21 protein-coding genes and 2 pseudogenes are annotated in these 18,000 nt (G+C 71.5%); 9 read left to right on the top strand and 14 right to left on the bottom strand.

The window, feature by feature from the left end; all coding sequences use genetic code 11:
- Nucleotides 1-233: 233 nt before the first annotated feature.
- Together ACQZOG_RS15055 and ACQZOG_RS15050 are read left to right on the top strand one after the other, a co-directional pair.
- On the top strand, nucleotides 234-755 hold the full coding sequence (locus ACQZOG_RS15055; protein ID WP_033276644.1) for a DUF5994 family protein: 522 nt from the start codon (nucleotides 234-236) through the stop codon (nucleotides 753-755).
- 100 nt (nucleotides 756-855) lie between these two features.
- Nucleotides 856-1,896, top strand: coding sequence for a fatty acid desaturase family protein (locus tag ACQZOG_RS15050; RefSeq protein ID WP_033276643.1), 1,041 nt, complete (start codon nucleotides 856-858; stop codon nucleotides 1,894-1,896).
- Here ACQZOG_RS15050 and ACQZOG_RS15045 read toward each other — a convergent pair.
- Both ACQZOG_RS15045 and ACQZOG_RS15040 read right to left on the bottom strand, forming a co-directional pair.
- Entirely contained in the window at nucleotides 1,893-2,174 is a 282-nt protein-coding gene (locus ACQZOG_RS15045; RefSeq protein WP_033276642.1) for a hypothetical protein, read from the bottom strand. The two genes, ACQZOG_RS15050 and ACQZOG_RS15045, sit on opposite strands and share 4 nt — an antisense overlap.
- Nucleotides 2,175-2,179: 5 nt before the next feature.
- The gene (locus tag ACQZOG_RS15040; RefSeq protein ID WP_033276641.1) at nucleotides 2,180-2,770 is read right to left on the bottom strand and encodes a DUF5994 family protein; all 591 of its coding nucleotides are present in this window, start codon (nucleotides 2,768-2,770) and stop codon (nucleotides 2,180-2,182) included.
- A gap of 315 nt (nucleotides 2,771-3,085) precedes the next feature.
- Between ACQZOG_RS15040 and ACQZOG_RS15035 the strand changes: the two genes are divergently transcribed.
- The gene (locus tag ACQZOG_RS15035; protein ID WP_203550461.1) at nucleotides 3,086-3,481 is read left to right on the top strand and encodes a DUF5994 family protein; all 396 of its coding nucleotides are present in this window, start codon (nucleotides 3,086-3,088) and stop codon (nucleotides 3,479-3,481) included.
- Here ACQZOG_RS15035 and ACQZOG_RS15030 read toward each other — a convergent pair.
- Together ACQZOG_RS15030 and ACQZOG_RS15025 are read right to left on the bottom strand one after the other, a co-directional pair.
- Nucleotides 3,449-3,982, bottom strand: coding sequence for a DUF5994 family protein (locus tag ACQZOG_RS15030; protein ID WP_007453348.1), 534 nt, complete (start codon nucleotides 3,980-3,982; stop codon nucleotides 3,449-3,451). The two genes, ACQZOG_RS15035 and ACQZOG_RS15030, sit on opposite strands and share 33 nt — an antisense overlap.
- Nucleotides 3,983-4,292: 310 nt before the next feature.
- Nucleotides 4,293-4,599, bottom strand: a pseudogene (locus tag ACQZOG_RS15025) (pyridine nucleotide-disulfide oxidoreductase); the annotation flags it as partial.
- Between the two features lie 848 nt (nucleotides 4,600-5,447).
- Here ACQZOG_RS15025 and ACQZOG_RS15020 point away from each other — a divergent pair.
- Complete coding sequence (locus tag ACQZOG_RS15020; RefSeq protein WP_051724604.1) at nucleotides 5,448-6,143, top strand: hypothetical protein; 696 nt, start codon at nucleotides 5,448-5,450, stop codon at nucleotides 6,141-6,143.
- A gap of 46 nt (nucleotides 6,144-6,189) precedes the next feature.
- Here ACQZOG_RS15020 and ACQZOG_RS15015 read toward each other — a convergent pair whose 3' ends face one another.
- Nucleotides 6,190-6,867, bottom strand: coding sequence for a hypothetical protein (locus ACQZOG_RS15015; RefSeq protein ID WP_203550463.1), 678 nt, complete (start codon nucleotides 6,865-6,867; stop codon nucleotides 6,190-6,192).
- Between the two features lie 48 nt (nucleotides 6,868-6,915).
- Between ACQZOG_RS15015 and ACQZOG_RS15010 the strand changes: the two genes are divergently transcribed.
- Complete coding sequence (locus ACQZOG_RS15010) at nucleotides 6,916-7,629, top strand: hypothetical protein (RefSeq protein ID WP_203550464.1); 714 nt, start codon at nucleotides 6,916-6,918, stop codon at nucleotides 7,627-7,629.
- A gap of 17 nt (nucleotides 7,630-7,646) precedes the next feature.
- Here ACQZOG_RS15010 and ACQZOG_RS15005 read toward each other — a convergent pair.
- Nucleotides 7,647-8,156 (bottom strand): annotated as a pseudogene (locus ACQZOG_RS15005) (response regulator); the annotation flags it as partial.
- A 266-nt stretch (nucleotides 8,157-8,422) separates the two neighbouring features.
- On the opposite strand from ACQZOG_RS15005, the gene ACQZOG_RS15000 reads away from it, so the two are divergent.
- A complete protein-coding gene (locus ACQZOG_RS15000; protein WP_033276637.1) occupies nucleotides 8,423-9,940 on the top strand; it encodes a serine hydrolase domain-containing protein in 1,518 nt (505 codons plus the stop codon).
- 82 nt (nucleotides 9,941-10,022) lie between these two features.
- Nucleotides 10,023-10,238 carry a hypothetical protein gene (locus ACQZOG_RS14995; RefSeq protein WP_033276636.1) on the top strand — a complete coding sequence of 72 codons (216 nt, stop codon included), beginning with the start codon at nucleotides 10,023-10,025 and terminating at the stop codon, nucleotides 10,236-10,238.
- A gap of 70 nt (nucleotides 10,239-10,308) precedes the next feature.
- On the opposite strand, the gene ACQZOG_RS14990 is transcribed toward ACQZOG_RS14995, so the two are convergent.
- Entirely contained in the window at nucleotides 10,309-10,812 is a 504-nt protein-coding gene (locus ACQZOG_RS14990) for a lamin tail domain-containing protein (protein WP_037640739.1), read from the bottom strand.
- 106 nt (nucleotides 10,813-10,918) lie between these two features.
- Entirely contained in the window at nucleotides 10,919-11,821 is a 903-nt protein-coding gene (locus tag ACQZOG_RS14985) for an ion transporter (protein WP_430741877.1), read from the bottom strand.
- A 299-nt stretch (nucleotides 11,822-12,120) separates the two neighbouring features.
- On the opposite strand from ACQZOG_RS14985, the gene ACQZOG_RS14980 reads away from it, so the two are divergent.
- The gene (locus tag ACQZOG_RS14980) at nucleotides 12,121-12,339 is read left to right on the top strand and encodes a hypothetical protein (protein WP_033276634.1); all 219 of its coding nucleotides are present in this window, start codon (nucleotides 12,121-12,123) and stop codon (nucleotides 12,337-12,339) included.
- A 62-nt stretch (nucleotides 12,340-12,401) separates the two neighbouring features.
- Here the strand turns inward: ACQZOG_RS14980 and ACQZOG_RS14975 are convergent, their stop codons facing one another.
- The 6 genes from ACQZOG_RS14975 to ACQZOG_RS14950 all read right to left on the bottom strand — a co-directional run bounded on the left by ACQZOG_RS14975 (nucleotide 12,402) and on the right by ACQZOG_RS14950 (nucleotide 16,947).
- The gene (locus ACQZOG_RS14975) at nucleotides 12,402-12,845 is read right to left on the bottom strand and encodes a PIN domain-containing protein (RefSeq protein ID WP_033276633.1); all 444 of its coding nucleotides are present in this window, start codon (nucleotides 12,843-12,845) and stop codon (nucleotides 12,402-12,404) included.
- Nucleotides 12,842-13,108 (bottom strand): CopG family transcriptional regulator, encoded by a 267-nt coding sequence (locus ACQZOG_RS14970; RefSeq protein ID WP_033276632.1) that lies wholly within the window; start codon nucleotides 13,106-13,108, stop codon nucleotides 12,842-12,844. Before ACQZOG_RS14970 ends, ACQZOG_RS14975 begins: the two co-directional genes overlap by 4 nt.
- Nucleotides 13,109-13,159: 51 nt before the next feature.
- Nucleotides 13,160-13,927 (bottom strand): formylglycine-generating enzyme family protein, encoded by a 768-nt coding sequence (locus ACQZOG_RS14965; protein ID WP_058916406.1) that lies wholly within the window; start codon nucleotides 13,925-13,927, stop codon nucleotides 13,160-13,162.
- Nucleotides 13,928-13,976: 49 nt separating this feature from the next.
- A complete protein-coding gene (locus ACQZOG_RS14960) occupies nucleotides 13,977-14,528 on the bottom strand; it encodes a hypothetical protein (protein ID WP_193467831.1) in 552 nt (183 codons plus the stop codon).
- A 29-nt stretch (nucleotides 14,529-14,557) separates the two neighbouring features.
- Complete coding sequence (locus ACQZOG_RS14955) at nucleotides 14,558-16,033, bottom strand: sensor histidine kinase (RefSeq protein WP_193467832.1); 1,476 nt, start codon at nucleotides 16,031-16,033, stop codon at nucleotides 14,558-14,560.
- Between the two features lie 221 nt (nucleotides 16,034-16,254).
- Nucleotides 16,255-16,947, bottom strand: a complete 693-nt coding sequence (locus ACQZOG_RS14950) for a response regulator transcription factor (RefSeq protein WP_033276630.1) — start codon at nucleotides 16,945-16,947, stop codon at nucleotides 16,255-16,257.
- Between the two features lie 262 nt (nucleotides 16,948-17,209).
- Here ACQZOG_RS14950 and ACQZOG_RS14945 point away from each other — a divergent pair, with 262 nt between their 5' ends.
- The gene (locus ACQZOG_RS14945; RefSeq protein WP_037640735.1) at nucleotides 17,210-17,977 is read left to right on the top strand and encodes a DUF3152 domain-containing protein; all 768 of its coding nucleotides are present in this window, start codon (nucleotides 17,210-17,212) and stop codon (nucleotides 17,975-17,977) included.
- The last annotated feature ends 23 nt before the right edge of the window (nucleotides 17,978-18,000 follow it).

Raw genomic sequence — 18,000 nt, 5'->3', positions numbered from 1 at the left:
CACCGGCGTTCGTCACGCGGAAGGGTCTCCCCCTTCACCCCGCATACGCCCGCCGACTCCCTTCCCGCGAACTCGCGGCGGTCGTCGGCGTTTTTTTCCGGCAAGAGCGGCCAGGCACGACCTCCAGCACCCGGATCCACCGGCCACGTCCGGCGCTGCCCGACAGCCCGCGGACCGTCGGCCGCCGTGCCCTGCCGAACCGGCCGGCAACCACCTCGTCAGAAAGAACCCACGTGATCACCACAGTCCCCACCGCACCGTCCACCCCGCCTCCGCCCCCGCCCCCGCCCCTCGTCCGCCTGCGTCTCGCGCCACACGGCGCGCTGCCGCGCCGGATCGACGGGGTGTGGTGGCCGTACTCCCGCGATCTTCTGACACAGCTCCCGAAGATGCTCGCCGCGCTGCCGAGAGCGTGGGGCGACATCACCGGCGTCACCGTGGACGCCGCGGCCTGGTCGGCGGCACCGGGGCGCATGTTCGTCGCCAACCAGGTCGTCCGCCTGCACAAGGCCCCCGCCTCTCCGCACGCTCCGGACCGGGTCGTCCTGCTCTCCCCCGGGCTCGGCCGTTGGGATCTGCAGGTGATCCCGCCGGACGCGACGGAGGAAGCAGCCGCTCTCCTCACGGCCGCCGCCCTGGACGACCGGCGGCCCGGCGCCGACGGAGAAGCCCGGCCCCCGACCCCGACGGCGGCGGCAGGTCCCCACGGCCGTGTGGGGCCCACCGGGCGGGGCACCCGGGCCCCTCGGTGGTAGGAGCCGCCGCGGGCACGTCCATGTACGCACCCGCTCCCCGCGCCCAACTCGCCCTGGGGCCGCCCCGAGTCATCCGCCCGCTTCTGAGAGAGACGTCCTCATGACCATGGCCACCACCACCGCCACGCGCTCCGACACTCCCGGCAGCGACTTCGCCCGGCTGTCGAAGAAGATCGCGGACGCCGGACTGCTGGGGCGCCGCCCCGGCTACTACACGTTACGCATCACCGCCGTGACCGGGCTCTACGCCGCCGGATGGGCCGCGTTCGTCCTCGTCGGCGCCTCCTGCTGGACACTGGCGATCGCCGCGTTCCTGGCCGTGATGTACGGGCAAGTCGCCCTGGTCGCCCATGACATGGCCCACCGGCAGGTGTTCCGCCGCCGCCGGGCCAGCGAGTTGTCCGGACGGATCGCCGGCGCGTCGATCGGCATGAGCTACGGCTGGTGGCAGGACAAGCACACCCGTCACCACGCCAACCCCAACACCGAGAACCTCGACCCCGACATCGGACCCGACCTGCTCGTCTGGTCCCCGGACCAGGCCCGCGCCGCCACCGGACTGCCCCGCCTGCTCGGCCGCTGGCAGGCGTTCCTCTTCTTTCCCCTGCTCACGCTGGAGGGCTTCAACCTGCACGTGGCGAGCTGCAGGGCCATGGCCAACCGCCGGCTCAAACGCCGGGCGGTCGACGGCGCTCTGCTCCTGGGGCACTGCGCCGTCTACCTGGCCGCCCTGTTCTGGGTCCTGCCGCCCGGGATGGCGATCGCCTTCCTCGCCGTCCACCAGTGCCTGTTCGGCGTCTACCTCGGTTCGGCCTTCGCACCCAACCACAAGGGGATGCCGATCCTGACGGCCGACGACCGCCCCGACTTCCTCCGCCGCCAGGTGCTGACCTCACGCAACGTCAACGGCGGCCGGTTCACCGACCTGGCGCTCGGCGGCCTGAACCACCAGATCGAGCACCACCTGTTCCCGAGCATGCCCAGCCCCAACCTGCGCAAGGCCCGCGCCATCGTCCGGCGGTACTGCCGGGACCTGGGCGTCGACTACGCGGAAACGGGCCTGGTCGCCTCCTACCGGTTGGCACTCACCAGCCTCCACGACGCCGGCGCCCCGCTCCGACGGACCCGCGTCCCCACCTAGCGGGGCGAGACGCCGCCGTGGGTACGGCGGCGTCCAGGACGCAGCCGTCCGCGTCCGCCGTACCAGGAGCCCCGGCGCTCGCCGCCGTCGTTGGCAACCGGGGACCGTCGGCGTACCGCCGGCCCTTCGTCGGTCTTCCGGTCTGGTGCGACGACACCGCTGCGGCCGTAGTGGAAGGCGGCGCTTCTGTCCCCGTGCTGAGAGTTCAGCCGGTGGATGAGGAACGCGCCTGCCGCGATCACCGCCAGCAGCACGAACACCGTCACCAGGATGTCCATGGCCCTCACACCCTTTCCGGCCGGTCCTCCGGTGTGGCGACGGCGACTCGAAGCCATGGAGAAGTGACGGAAGCACCGGCTCCATGTCCTCCTTCGGACTCCCACACCGCTTCCCTGGTGCGGTCGGCCTCGGCGGTCACCGTCAGACGCGCGGCATCCGCCAGCAGGCTGCTCGCGGTCGCTATCCGGCGCGGGTCGCTCGCAGCGGCCATCAGCCAGGCGGCCGCGGCCGGAGGCGTCTGCGGGGGAACGACCAGCAGGTTCCAGCGGCCCACGTGGTAGGAGAGCAGCAGCAACTCGTGCTCGTCCTGCTCGAAGCGGAACCAGCCCACCTTCACCACGTGCCCGGCGACAGGCACCTTGCGCGGGACGACCGGCCACTGGGCGGGGTTCACCGTGACCCGGGTGACCCGCCCCCACAGCGGATCGAGAACGGACGCCAGGGCAGGCAGTTCGGCGGCGAGATCACGCGAGCGTGGCCACCAGGCGCCGTCCAGCAGAAGCGGTGCCGAACCGGCGGGAGCGAGCGAGAGGCGTACGGGGGACATGGGACGCCGGTCTTCGGACGTCGTCGGAGGGGAGACGGTCGCAGTCATGACGCGAACCCTGCCCCGGGCGGGCCTGAGCCGACCCGGCGTATTCGATCACCGAAAACGGCACAGACGCGAAATGTCCGTGCGCGGAGTGTTCCCGGTACCTCCAGCCTACTCTTCGCGGCGCCCGAGCAGGCCGTACGCCGGGAGCAGCCCACCCGATGAGGCCGAAGCCTCTCGTCGGGGCTCGTCGAGGAGTAGCCTGAGGACTTCGAGGGCTTTCGTGCACCGGCGCCGCCGGTCCCGTCCTCGGTCACCCAACCACCGGGCGCTCCGTCAGCCAGCGCAGGCCCGCAGTCAGGCTTCTTCCTCATGATCATGAACTCCACTCAGCTGCGTCCGCACGCGGCACCGTTCCGCTCACGTGCCGCGCGCCTCGTCCTCGGATCCGCCAGCCGTTTCGGCCGTCCGGACGGCGCTTGGTGGCCACGGACCCGCGACCTGGCACGAGAACTCGGCGAACTGGCCGACGTGATCGATCCGCTGTGGGGCCGGCTCACCCACGTGGCCGTCAATCCCCGCCACTGGCAGCCTCTCCCGCACGGCCTGGTCGTCGTCAACGGCTACGAGGTGGCGGTCGACCGATTCACCGAGGTGCTCAACCCGCACAGGATCCTGCTGCAGTCCTACACCGCGGGCCGCTGGGATCTCCTCGTGGTGCCGCCCCCGACGAGCGCGTCGTCAGCAGCCCGGCTCATGGCGGCCGTGGCGTAGCGCAGCGGCGCGTGCATGCCCCGGACCCACACGCTCCGTGCCGGTGTCGATGAGGATCTGTTCCGCCGACGTCTGACTGCCGGCGCGCACGGCCGCGGCCATGGCCGCGCGGGCCGCGTCGGCCGCGGTGTGCGGCGGAACCACCAGCAGCGAAAAGAGATCATTGCTGCCCCGGGTGATGAGAACGGTGTCGTCTCCGACCGGGAAGGAGTCGATGCGGACGACACGACCGTCGATCGTCAGCCGCGTCGGCAGCTCGTCCCAGGCGTCGGTGTCCAGACCGACACGTGTGATCGGCCCGAGGTACTCGGACAGCGCGGAGACGAGGCCGGGCAGTTCACCGGCGATGTCGCGGGAGCGGGGCCACCACGCCCCGTCGAGCGCACCCTTCCGGTCATGCGTCGTCTCAAGCCGCACCACCGCGGTTCCAGGTCGCGAAACCGCCTGATGCACAGCGTCGGGCAGGAGCCTGCTCACCCGCGGGGGGTCGGGGTCGGACATCGCACTCGCCTGCCTACCGGGGACGGCAAACCGAAAGCCTCCTGGTTTCACGGTACTCCTCGGCCGACGACGGCCGGGATTCCACGATCACCGGGGCACTCACCGTCACCGCCGCATACGCGTAGAAGAACAAGGTCGAGCTGTGCTTCCTCCCCCACCCACCACCACCGCAGCCGCCCCGCGACAAACCCAGGCACTGCACCGCTACCTGCGTCGGCGCAATACCAACGCCCGCCACCACGACGTACTCCCCCCACCGCAAGGAACGCGCTGACCAACCGCGGACCGCAGCCCCGCGCCGAAGGCGGCAACCGCGCGTGCCGCGCAGACCCAGGGGTGGCAAGTGCGAGAGGGCAGGCCGGTAACCGGTGCACCAAATTACGGCGTCGGCGGGCGCGCGCGTGCCGTCGGCCCAGGCGACGCCGTCACGGTCGATGCGGGCGAACATGGGCGACGCTTTGAGCCGCCCGGCCTCCCGTGTCGGTGCGGCCCTCGCCGAGGGCACGGCGTCGGGCGGTGGCCGCGTCGAACAGGGCGCGGCCGTCGATGTCGTCGGCAAGGTACCGGGGCGGACGCTGGGTCACCCAGGTCAGTTCGGTGTCGTGGGCGAGGTCGGAGCGCGATCTTCGTCGTCGACCGTCACACCGGTACCGTCCACCACGCGAAGACGGGGCCGCTCAGACCGACCATGGCATCACGCTGATCGTCTACCTGAGCCTACGCAAGCGCCTCGGAGCCTCTGCGACGCCGGAACACCGATAGCGGGCAGCGCAGCATCCACCCCCTCGGCCCGCCTTGCTGCCGATACTCGACAAAACCTCGGTCCACGCACACACCAAGTCACCGATGTCCAGCAACAGCCCCCGGACCTGCCGGAGCAGAACGCGCAGGACCACAACACCCGCGACGCTTCCGAGCCCCATCCCGATCCACCACATCGGCCGCCTCCTCGCCCAGAACCCCAGGCTGCCTGCGGCGAAGATCGAAGTCTGTACCCAAAGAGACGCTTTTTGTGATCTTGGCATCCTCGGTTAGGAGTGTGCACACGCAAGTCACCGTGGCAGCAGTGCTCCCCCGCCAGGCATTCCTCATCGCCAAGTGCCCAGCGGCCCTCCGCGAAGCAGCGCCGACCAGCCTCGTGCCCACAGCGTGCCCATACGACCGGACAACAACGGTAAACAGCGGCGCGGAACAGGTAGCCGAAAGCCCGCTCCAGAATACGTAGCCGCAGGTGAGAGGTGGTCTCACCCGTGAAGCGCCCTCGCTTCCCAAGCTGAGAGCGCGAGTTCGATTCTCGTCACCCGCTCCATGCGAAACCCCCAGGCCAGAGGCCCGGGGGTTCTTTGTGTCCCCGGACGCCCACACGCCCCACGGGGGCATCGCATCATGGCGGGCGACCAGGGCAAGCCCCGCCGATAAGCAGCCCCCTCGCGGTACCGCTCGACCCGCACCCGACACTTGGGCGGTGACGATCAGTGGCGGCAGTGAGGCAATCGACCCCTGGGCACTCCTCCTGGAGACAGACTGGAGCGGCCTCGAACGGTGCTGCCCCCACGCGACCCCGGCGACCCCCGACATTCTGGCCGAGCTGCTGGATGACGACGAGGAGGTCCAGCGGACCGCGGTACACAACCTCTGGCAGGCCGTGACCCATCAGAACACCATCTATGGCGTCACCGCCCCGGCCGCTCGCTTCGTCATCGCCATCCTCGGGCACCCCCGGACGATGACCTCGGGCGTCTACCTTCATGAGGAGCGCCCCCGGCCCATGCGCGCGGCACTCCTGCAATGGCTGGGCGACCTCGCCTTCGACGCGACCTACGACGCAGACGGCCCGGGACGGCCTGATGACGTCGCCGCGGTGCGTGCGGTCCTCCCGCTGATCTACGAGGCGGCTCAGCCGTACCTCACCGATGCCGACCTTCCGGTCCGGGAAGCCGCGGTGCACGCGGCTGCGACGACGCTCGCCCTGCCCGAACTCGCCGTCCATGTACCGGAGGTCGTGCCGCTGGTACGCAGCACGCTGAGTGCCAGCGAGTACCGGGGGTACCGATTCCTCGCCCGGTGGTGCCTCGTGACCTGGGGTGTGGAACCCGGCCCCCTACCCGAGCCACGGGTCCCGGGTCCTGAAGACGGCTACTCCGACGACCCTCCGTTCTGAAACCGGCGATCGGTGACGCGACAGCGGCAGTCGCCGTCGGACCGGTCTACGGTCCGGAGGTTCCTTGTCGTTCGAGTGCCGGCCTGTCCGCCAGCCACGTGCGCCAGACATGCCGGGTGTTCGGTGTCTCGGGGTGGTCGAGGATCCACAGCACGTAGCTCGCGTGGAGCTGCGCCGCGGGGCTCTCAGAGCGCTGTGCTCTGCGGAGCCGGTCACGCAGGTCGTCTCCGTCCACCGCCCGGGCCACGCGGACGTACTCTCGGTCCTTGCACCGGTAGGGCCGTTGGACCGCCAGCTCGACCAGATCGACCAGTCTGGCCCGCAGAGCCTGGTCGTGCCGGGTGGCCGCCACATCACGGATCAGAACCCTCTTCGCTCCCCAGTCCTTGGTGTGCTCCGTCCACTCCTGTGGAAAACGCGCCTCCCACTCCAGGAAGAGCAGGGCCAGCGGCAGCCGAGGCCAGGTGCCGATCTCCCCGCGTGCGTAGTCGCTGCGGCTCCACAGAGCTCCGGGAAAGCAGCGTGCGGCGGCCGCCTGGTAGGCCCGCATCCTGATGCCGAACAGCAGCCTGGGGAACGGCCCTTCGTGCAACCGCTCGAACGCGACCTCGGTCTCACCGCGGGCCCGGGCGTGACGTGCGAGAGCGACAGCGCGCTCGGCGGGGTCCGGTGAGATGAGGCCCTGCGCCCACGCCAACTCCTCGACCCACGCCGTTTGCGTCATAGGGGAGATCGTCTCGTGAGGAGCTGTGCGGCGCGACACAATTAAGGCATGGCGCCCACTGACCTGTCCCGCCTGCCGTTGCCGCACGCCTGCCAAGAGGCTCTCCACGTACCGCGGTCACAGCGGATCGATGATCACGCCGTGCCCATAGCAGCGGCGTGGTGGAATGCCGAGATTGCCGCCGCAGATCTCCCCGGTGCGCCGGTCGCTGGTCGCGGCGTTCTCAGTCGCGGAGACCTGTTCGAGGACGCAGCAGATCTGCCTGGCCTGTCCGACGAAGAGCTTCTGCGGTTCATGTGGCGTGTCCTCGCCTGGGGCAGCGGCAAGAAGCTTCGGCTCAATCGGAGGCGTATACGAGCCGTCGCGCAGGACACCGACCATGTCGTGAAGACACTGCGGTGGGCTTGCGAGGCGGCAACCACCGACGCGGCGCAGGCTTATGAGGTACTGCACCCGAAAGGGCGCAACGCCATCCGCTACTTGGGTCCCGCGTTCTCGACCAAGCTCCTGTACTTCGCCGGCGCGGGCTCGGTCCGTCACCCCTGCGCGATCCTTGACTCGCGCGTAGTCACGACGCTCAAGGGGACCTGCGGGTGGGACTCGCTCGGGTACGGCCGTTGGCCGACACGCACCTACGGCAGGTACTGCGCGCTTTTGGCCCGCTGGGCCGCCGAGGAGAGCGAGCGGCTCGGGCGGGATGTCGGCGTCGACGAGATCGAGCGCTGGCTGTTCGACGCGGCCGGCGGTCAGGCGCCTGCGTAGGCCGGCACCGTCGGCGGACTTGCGCTCGATCGGCCCTCCGCCATCAGGGCGAGGACCTCGCGTTCGCGTGGGGTGAGGCGTTGCAGGGGGTCTCGGCGGCGGTTGAGGAGGGGCGTACGGCCTCCGGGTCGACGACCGTCGCGCCCGCCGCGACCCGCGTGACCGCGTCGACGAACTCGCTCACCGCGCTGACGCGGTCCTTCAGCAGGTAGCCGACGCCCCTGTCGCTGCCCAGGTCGAGCAGCTGGGCGGCGTAGGACTGCTCGATGTACTGGCTGAGGACCAGGGACGGGCAGGCCCGGGTGTTCGCGGCGCAGGGCCACCGCCGCGCGCAGGCCGTCGTCCGTGTTGTCCGGCGGCATGCGGACGTCGGTGACCACGATGTCCGGGGCGTGCTCACGGACGGCGGTGGCCAAGGTGTCCGCGTCCCCCACGGCCGCCAGGACCTCGTGGCCGAAGCGGGTGAGGACGCCGGACAGCGCGACGGTGAGGAGGATCGGGGCGCCGATGAGCACCACGAGCGACACGACGCCCGCGACGAGCAGGACGAGGAGGGCCGAGACGGTCACGGCGCCGCATGCGACGCCCGTCGTGAGGTACGCGAGTGAGCGCCACGGCCAGCTGGAGCCGAGCACCTTCAACGGGTTCTGGCCCAGCGCCTGCCAGGCGGTCCGGTGTCGCATCCGTCGAACCTAGCGAGGCCGCGGGCGCGGGACAGTAGTGCGTGCACCACCTCCGGAACTCGTGTGCGTGCCCGTGTGCCGGAGGGGTGGTGCGGGGTGCACTGGGCGGCATGAAGCTGACCTCTGTTCTCGGCACCGTCACGGCCGCGATCGGCCTGGCGGGTGCGCTCTCCGTCGGTGTCGTACCGGCTGCCTCCGCCGCCCCGTCGTCGTCCGGGGCCGTGCTCGACGCGCGCTCCGTCGACCGGTTCGTCGAGGACTACGTGAAGCAGACCGGGCTGCCCGGGGCGGTGGTCGCGGTGACGAAGGGCGAGCGGGTCGTGCACACGGCCGGGTACGGGCACACCGCGTCCGGGCGGGACATGACCGAGCGGACGCGGCTGCCCGTCGCCTCGCTGTCGAAGGCGATGACCGCGCTGGCGGTGATGCAGCTCGTCGAGGCGGGTGAGGTGGAGCTGGACCGGCCCGTCGTCCGGTACCTGCCGGAGTTCGTCATGGCCGACGGGCGCCACCGGGAGATCACCGTCCGGCAGCTCCTGACGCAGACCTCCGGGATGGACGACTTCGCGTACCCGGATCTCACGCGGGCGCAGCCGCACACCCTGGAGGAGGCCGTCGCCGCGATGAGGGGAGCGCCGCTCTCCGCCGATCCCGGCAGCCGGTACCGCTATCACAACCCCAACTACTTCGTCGCCGCACGGCTGGTGGAGGTGGTGAGCGGCCGGCCGTTCGCCGAGTACCTGTCCGCGGAGGTGTTCCGGCCGCTGGGGATGACGGACACCGTGTCCGTCGACTCCACGGGCGAGATGCCCGACGGGGCGCGGGGGTACGTCCGTGCCTACGGCACCGTGGTCGCGCGCTCGCACCCGCGGTGGTTCACGGCGGGCGGCCACGGTGTCGTCACCACCGCCGACGACCTCGCGCGGTGGCTGATCGCCCAGAACGGCGGGGGCGTCTCCGCGGAGCGCCGCCGAGTCGCCACGGCCCGTACCGTCGCGCTGACGCACACCCCGCCGTCGGTGCCGGCGGACACCGAGTACGCGATCGGGTGGCTGCGGCACCGGGACGACTCCGGCACCGAGGTGATCCAGCACAACGGCCAGCTCCTCACCCACAACGCCACGGCCACGCTGCTGCCGGACAGCGGGGTCGGCATCGCGGTCGTCACCAACACGGGCATGCTCGCCGGGGACGACGCCGCGCAGATCACCTCGGGGCTCGTCGACCTCGCGCGGGGTGAGGAGCCGGAGGTGGAGAAGCCGTTCTCGATGACGGCGGACTGGGTGCTGGCCGCGCTGACGGTGGCGGCGGTGGGGCTCGGTGTGCGGGGTGTGCTGCGGGCGGGGGTGTGGGCGCGGCGCCGGGAGGGGCGTGCGTGGTGGTGGACGGTGCTGCGGCTGCTGCCGCTGACACTGCCTGTCCTGGCGTTCGCCCAACTCGGCTCGCTACTGGGCCTGCTGATGTTCCGGGCGGGGACGTTGGCACAGACGACGTACGCCTGGCCGGCGTTGGCGGTGTTCGCGGCGGGCGGGGCGCTGGCGGCGGGGGCGGTGGTCTTCGCGCGGGGGGTGGCGCTGGTGCGGTGGGGCCGAGGCCCGGGCCGGGAGCGCGTCGCCGTGCCAGACTGACCTCCAGCCGCCGAAGTGCGGCTACAGGGGGTGAGCCGTGGGGACGGCGTTCGCGACCGCGGTGCTGGCTGCAGGAGTCGCAGTGTTCACGCTGTGGCTGGCATGCGTGGTGCTGGGAATCCACGGCCTTCTGCTGGGCCGTATGCCAGGCCGGTGGCTGCAACGCAGTGTGCGGCGGCCGAGGGTGTGGGGAACCGGCGCGCTGCTGGCGGCGTTCAGCGGGTTCGACTACCCGACCGTCACGGTCATAGGCGTGGGTCTTGTCGCCCTCGGGCACGTCATGAAGCCGAGCCGCTGATCCGACCGGACGGTGGCGCGGGGGGCCGGCGCGCGGGTCGGGCCGGCCCCCCGGGAGCCTCGGCGGGGTCTCAGCCGTGGTACTTGATGTAGCCGTTGCCGTCCTTGTCGTGCGCCTTCTTGGTGTAGGCGTGGATGTCGGCCGGCTTGCCGCCCGGCTTGTAGAGGTAGATCGTGTCCTTGTCGTTGTTCCAGATGAAGTTGCAGTTCTGGCGGTACACGACGTTCTTGCCGTCCGAGTCGGTGCCCCGGCCCCCGCGCAGGTGGACGTAGTCGCCCGGCTCCAGGATGTGGTTCGACTTGAAGACGAAGGTGTTGCCGGCCTTGTCCCTGACCTTGTAGCCCTTCAGGTTCACCTTCGACTTCTTCGAGTAGTTCTTGATCGTCAGGTACTCGTTCTTCGTGTTCCCGCCGGAGCACTTGTTGGAGTCCCGCCCGGGGGCGTCGTACTGCACGCCCTTGATCTTGAGCGCCGAGGAGTACTCGGCCGCGTGCGCCGGTATCGCCGCGGTGAGGGCGAGCGCGGCCACGGCGGCGGTGGCGGCGGCAGCGGTCACGGTGCGCCGGATGATCATGAGGTTCCCCCCTCAGTGGTGCGAATGGAGCATCCGGAGCATACCTAAGGTGTTCATACGATGATGGTGATGTGAAGAGGATGTGACCGTCGGTCGACTGCCCCTTCTACACCTGCCGTTGCGTGGACGGCGCCGGCGGGGAGTCCGCCGGCGGGGACGGCGCGTGCGACAGTTCGCGCTCCAGGGCGTCAAGGGCTCGACGGGCCTCCTCGACGCGGAGGCGCAGGGAGTCACCCGCGGGCGGGGGTGCCGCCCGCGGGGTTTCGCGGTCCAGGTCCCGAGCCTCGTCCAGGGACGTGAGGACCACCCCGATGAGGACGTTGACCAGGACGAACGAGGCGAGCAGGACGTAGGACGCGTAGTACAGGAGGCTCCAGCGGGAGATGTCCAAGCCGGCGTGGACCGCGTCGCCCACGCCGTCCAGGGTCATCAGCAGGAACAGGGTGAGCACGGCGCGGCCGAGCGAGCCGTAGTGCTCGGGGTCCGCGCGGCCGAAGAAGACCCAGCCGACCATGGCGTAGACGTACAGCAGCAGCGCGCCGACGAGCAGGAAGCTGAGGGTGCCGGGGAGGCTGCGGACCACCGCGACCAGCACGACGCGCAGTTGGGGCAGGAAGCGGGCGGTGCGCAGGACGCGGGCCAGGCGGAGCAGGCGCAGGACCGTGCCGTTCTCGCGCAGGACGGGCAGGAAGGCGCAGAGGACGACCGCCAGGTCGAAGAGGTTCCAGGGGTCCTTGAGGAAGTCGCGGGGGCGGTCGGCGTGGGCGGCCAGACGCAGGAGGATCTCGGCGGTGAAGGCGGCGAGGCAGACGTGCTCGGCCGTCCGTAACCAGCGGTGCCAGTCGGCGGCCAGGCCGGAGTACGTCTCGACGCCCAGGAGTGCGGCGTTGGCGAGGATCAGCGCGACGACGGCGGCGGTGAACCAGTGCGCCTCCGTGACGGCGCGGGCCCGTGCGGCCAGGGCCGTACGGGCCGGGCGCGGCGCTTCTTGCTCGGACAGCTCAGGCAGCTCAGGCAGCTCAGGCAGCTCGGACAGCTCGGACAGCTCGGACAGCTCGGACATCGTGCGGGTGTTTCTCCTCGCATGTACGGCACCGCGTCCGGGTGCCGGCGATCGTGCGTCGGGGTGCGCGGGTCCACCGCACCGCCGTGGGGTGTCCGGCCAGGTCAGGGGTGGTATTCGGCCGTTTCCGGCACGGTCGGGAGGAAGACCGCCCCCGGTCCACGGGACGCGCCTATTCTTCTACACATTTGTAGAGACTCAGGTCCGGGTCCCGCCCGGGCCGCGCACCCCTGGAGACGACACTCATGGCCTCGATCGACCTGGACAAGGTGCTGGACAAGGCGTGGGCGGACAAGAGCCTGCCGGAAATCCTCGACGCCCCCGTCGCCGCACTGAAGGGGGTCTCCGACCGTGACGGCGAACTGCTTCAGGAGGCGTTCGGCGTGAAGACCGTCGCGGACCTGGCGAACCTGAAGTACGTCCGCTGGGCACAGGCCCTGGCGGCGCTGGAGGCGGCGAAGTAGGCGGCTCGACGAGAGGCCGCGGTGCCGTCCGTCCGGGGGTGGACGAACGGCACCGCTCGCCGTCAGAGCGGAAGGTCGTCCGGCAGCACCCGGAAGGCCTTGTGACGGCTCAACGGGCGTACGGCACGGAAGTCGCGGCGGTCGAGGGTGAGGACCGCGTCCGTGTCGTAGTCGGCGGCAAGGGCGACGTTCACCGCGTCGGCGAGGTCCAGGTCGAGCCCCTTGTAACGGAGCCGGACGGACTGGGCGGCGGCCAGGTGGTCCTCCGTGATCTCGGGCAGGACGACCCGGCCCCGGCCCATCCAGCGCCGCAGGTCGTCGACCGCACCGACGGCCACCTCACGTCCGAACTCCCGCGTGGCCACGTGATCGAGCTCCGCCAGCAGGAGCGGAGACATCACCAGGAGGCCCGCGGCCATGACGGCCTCGTTCGCCGCCTGATGCTCCGGATGCGTCGAGTCAAGGGCGGCGAGCAGACCCGACGTGTCGGCGACGAGGATGATCACGCGGCGGTTCCGGGATCCTCGTCGGACTCACGCCGGACGGCATCGGCGACCGTGTCGCGCACCTCCGCCCTCGACGGCGTGCGCCCTCGGCCCTTCACCGTGCGCGAGAACAGCGGCTCGTCCCAGACGCGGTTGGCCATGGCGGCCAGATGAATCCCCTGCCGGATGATCTCGGCCTCGCTTATGCCCCGGCGTTTGGCGGCCTCCTTGATGATCGCCAGGTCCTCGGGGTCGGCGTAGACGTTCGTGCGCTTCAGAGACATGTACCAAGGGTAGTCCATGTACCACATTGGTGTATGTACTTAGCCGCCCCCCTAGCGGTCGCCCGGGGCCGGCAGAGGGGCCACCGGGCGGATCGCGGTGAACATGTCGAGCTCGGAACGGAACGCCGAGAGCAGCAGCAGCCATTCGTCGCAGCCCTGCCACGGGGAGAGGTCACCGCCGCCTCCGCGGACCACCCGGGAGCCGTCGCCCGTGCGGGGGCGTGCGTCCGAGGGCGCGTTCTCGAAGTGCGGGATCCACGCGTCGGCGCACACCTCGTTCGCGCAGCCCATCGCCGCCAGCCCGAAGGCGTTCTCGGACGCGGCCACGGGCGTCTCGTCGGCGAAGACGTCGAGGATGCCGTCCTCGTCCGGTATCGCGTCACCGCGGTGGGTGAGCGTCGTCGTGCCCGCGCGCGCCGCGTACTCCCACTCCGCCTCGCTCGGAAGCCGGAAGGGCAACACCGCGAGCACGGCGTCCAGGTCGTCGTCCCTCACACGGGCCACGGTCGCGTCGCACTCGGCGAAATCGTCCTCGTAGTCGGGCAGCCAGTGACGTATCTGCGCGACCGTCAGCGGGTGGCGGGCGATCAGGAAGGGCTCGACCCGTACCTCCCGCACCGGGCGCATGCTCGTGGCACGAGCGAGGAAGCCCTCGAGGGAATCGTCCGAGGCGTCGGCCTCGTCGATGGCGCGCAGCGCGTCCAGTTCCTCGTCCGACAGGCCCATGCGGAAGGCCCCGCCGGGCACCTCCCGGAACACCACTCCCGAGGGCACGTGCCGCCACGCCGGTCCGCCGGCCACCGTCTCTTTCGTCCACATGGCGCCGGACCGTAGCAACGGGGACTGACACACGGATTCGAGCCGGCGCTCAGTCGCCCTCGCCCCCGTGGAACTGACCCCCCGTCCTCACCTCCGCCGACGGCTTCGCCGGGCAGGACGTCGTCGGGGACGTCATCGTCCAGGACGTGCCCGTCACCTGGAGGCGGGGGGTGCGGTCCGCCCCCGAGGGGTGGGGGAAGGGGGCGGCGGCGTAGCGGACCGTGCAGGTCAGTTGGAGGAGGGCGTCGCGGGACACCGGCGTGGGGGTGTCCGGGAGGGTCACCCTGATCGTGTGGCCGTCGGCCACCGTCACCGACGGCGCGCCCGACAGGCGCGGGAGGTCCGTCGTCGCCGACAACACCCTCTCCTTCTCGTTGGGACCCTCGAGGAGGAGTCGGACCACCGAGGTCAGGTCGGCCGCGTCCGTCGCCGGGCGCGGGTACGCCGTCAGTTCGCCGTCCGTCAGGAAGAAGAGGGGGACGGTGGCCGGCTCCGGCACATCCGTCGTCGGGGACGGCCCCGGCATGCCGCTCGCCGGGGCCCCCGCCTCGATGACGTCGGACGTCGGGACCCCGCACCCCGTCAGCGCCGTGAGCCCCATGCACGCCAGGAAAAGCCGAGCCTCGCGTCTCACTTCGCGCCCCCCTCGTCGTCCCCGTCCAGCGGCAGCTCCACCGTGAAGACCGCCCCGCCGCCCGGGCGGTTCGCCGCGTGGATGCGGCCGCCGTGGAGGCGGACGTTCTCCGCCGTGATGGCCAGGCCCAGGCCGCTGCTGTCCCCGTTCCCGCTGCCCTTCCCGCTCCGCGCCCGTGAGGTGCTCGCCTTGTAGAACCGCTCGAAGATGTGCGGCAGCGCGTCCGGGGCGATGCCCGGGCCGTTGTCGGTGACTTCGAGGACGGCGACATCACCCCGCCTTCCCAGCGTCACCCGGACCGGCGGTTCGCCGTGGCGCAGGGCGTTGCCGACCAGGTTGGCGGTCACCACGTCGAGCCGGCGCGGGTCGACGCGGGCGCGCAGCCCGCCCGGGGCGGGCAGCCGCAGTTCGACCTCCTCCGGGCGCCAGCGGGAGGCGACCGTACGCCGGACGGACTCGGCGAGGTCGATGTCGTCGCGGTTGAGCCGCGCCGCGCGCGCGTCGAAGCGGGAGATCTCCATCAGGTCCTCGACCAGCACGCTCAGCCGCTGCGTGCCCTCACTGACGAGCCGCAGCGCCTCGCCCGTCTCACCCTCCACCCGCTGGTCCAGCACGTCGGTGACGGCCGTCATCGCCGCCAGCGGGGTGCGCAGTTCGTGGGAGACGTCCGCCACGAAACGGCGGCCCCGCGCCTCCAGGCGCCGCAGTTCCGCCACCGTCCGCTCCAGTTCGGCGGCCGTCTCGTTGAACGAGCGGGAGAGATCGGCCAGTTCGTCGGAGCCGGTCACCTCGAGCCGGACGTCGAGCCGGCCCGCGGCCATCTTGCGCGTCGCCCCGCGCAGGGCCCGTACGGGGCGCAGCACGCCGCTCGCGGCCAGCAGCGCCAGGACGACGGCGAGGCACAGCGCCACCAGGGTGGCCCGTTCGATGCCGCTGACCATCGCCTCGACGTACCCCTCCTCCGCGGTCTGCGGCACCTCCAGGTACATCACCACCCCGGAGAGGCGCGTCTCCCCGCTGTCGGCCGTCGTGTACGTCATCGGCATGCCGACGAGGAGACGGGGGCTGCCGTCGACGTTCACCCGCTGGAACACCGCCGCGCGCCGCGTCCGCACGGAGCGGAGCATCTCGGGGCTGGGCCGGGTGAACCGGGGTGTGGGGGCGTAGGCGCGGCGGTCGCCGTAGGTGGCCATGACCCGCCAGCCCGACAGCCGGTTGTCGTGGAGGATCTGGTTGACCGTCCACTGGAGGTCCGACGCGGCGGGAGCGTGCGGGACGGCGGGCGCGACGGCCTCGACGCTCGCGCGGAAGCGGTTGATGACGGAGTCCTGGCTCTGCTGGAGCACGCCCGTGCGCGCCTCGCGGAAGGCGAGGGCGCCGGTGCCGAGCGAGCTGGCCATGGCGACGAGCACGAAGGAGATCAGGAGGCGGGAGCGCAGGCCGCGCAGGGGGAGCGGGATGCGGGACACCACCGCGCGGAAGAGGCGGCGGGGGGCGGCGAGCGGCGCCGGGTCCGGAGTGTTCTCCGGGTACGGGGTGCTTCCCGGGTGCGGGGCGCTCCCCGGGTTCGGGGCGTTCCCCGGGTTCGGGGCGTTCCCCCAGTCCGAGGTGCTTCCCGGCTCCGAAGTGCTTCCCGGCTCCGAGGTGCTTGCCGGCTCCGAGGTGTTCCGCTGCTCCGCGGGCGGGTCGCCGTTCACGCGCGGCCGGTGCCGAAGCGGTAGCCGAAGCCGCGGACGGTCTGGACGTAGCGGGGGTCCTTGCCCTCGCCGAGCTTGTTGCGCAGGCGCTTCACGCACGCGTCCACGAGACGTATGTCGCCGTGGTAACCGTGCTCCCACACCGCTTCCAGCAGCTGCTGGCGGCTGAACACCTGGCCCGGGGACGCGGAGAGGGTGAGCAGCAGGCGCAGTTCGGAGGGGGCGAGGGTGACGGGCTCGCCCCGGTGTGTCACCTCCAGCCCGGCGCGGTCGACGACCAGGTCGCCGTGCGTCTCCGGCCGGGGCCGCGCGCCGTCCGGCGGGGAGGCGTCGTGCCGGCGCAGGACGGCCCGTATGCGCGCGTCGAGGACCCGTGCCTGTACGGGCTTCACCACGTAGTCGTCCGCCCCCGTCTCCAGACCGAGGACGACATCGATGTCGTCGCCCCGGGCCGTGACCATGATGACCGGCACCTGGTCGCGCTCCCTGATCCGGCGGCACACGTCCAGGCCGGACATGCCGGGCAGCATCAGATCGAGCACGACGACGTCGGGACGGACGGCGCGGAGCTGCTCCAGCCCCTCCTCGCCCGTCTCCACCGCGACGACCTCGTGCCCCTGGTGCCTCAGGCCCAGACGCACGGCCTGCCGCACGATGGAGTCGTCCTCGACGATCAGGATCCGTGGCATTGCGGCAGTGTAAGCAGGGCGGGTGCACGGCGGACGCGGCCGCCCCGCCCCCCGGACCACCGGACGTCGTTACCCTTCCGTGACCTCGCGGGCTCAGGGCGATCAACTGGGACGACCAGATTGACCTGCCATGCGTTCGGTACGAGATTCGGTACGAGAGAGGCCATCCGCACCCCCCACCCGCAGAGGCGCGGAGGCCCGCCGCACCGGCGGACGACGGGCGTCCTCCCGCCGTCGCACACGCCCCCGCAGACGCGGGCGCGTGCTGCTGACCGTGCTGCTCGCGGTCGCGCTGCTGGGCGCGGCGGCGATGCTGCGGGCCGAACTGCGGGGCGGGGACCGCCCGCAGGAGGGTGCACCGGACGTACGGCCCTCGCGGACCACTCCGACACCCACCCCCACTCCCTCTCCCACCCGTACCGAGCCTTCCCCCTCCCCGAGCCGGACGACGATCGAGGTGCCGGAGCGGGGCAGCGGGACGTTCGTCACCGCCCGGGCCGGCGGGGAGACGGTGGGCGAGGGGTCCCGGCCGCTGCGGTACGTCGTGGAGGTGGAGGAAGGGCTGGACGTCTCGCCGTCCGACGCGGCCGAGGAGATCGCCGGGATCCTGGGCGCCCCGCGCGGCTGGGCCCACGACCCGGACAACGCGTTCCGGCTGGTGGGCGCGGGCGCCCCGCACGACCTCTCGATCAAGATCGCCACGCCCGCCACGGCGGACGCCCTGTGCTGGGAGGGCATCGGGCAGGACACCGGGGGCGAGTACAACTGCGAGGTGCCGGGCGGGGTGGTGGTGAACCTCCGGCGCTGGGCCGAGGGCTCCCCCACCTTCGACGGACCCATCCACGACTACCGCGCGCTGATCATCAACCACGAGATGGGCCACTTCCTCGGCCACTCCCACATGACCTGCGGCGGCGAGGGGCGGCTCGCGCCCGTGATGATGCAGCAGATCAAGGGCCTGAACGGCTGCGTGGCGAACGCCTGGCCGTACGACGAGGAGGGTGATCTCGTCACCGGACCCGCCGTCTGACCGGCCCCCGGCGCAGCCTGGCC

Origin of the sequence: Streptomyces sp. P13-3-3 (assembly GCF_050571355.1) — a bacterium.
GTDB classification, from domain to species: Bacteria; Actinomycetota; Actinomycetes; order Streptomycetales; family Streptomycetaceae; genus Streptomyces; species Streptomyces althioticus.
This window is presented reverse-complemented; position numbering and strand designations above follow the sequence as displayed.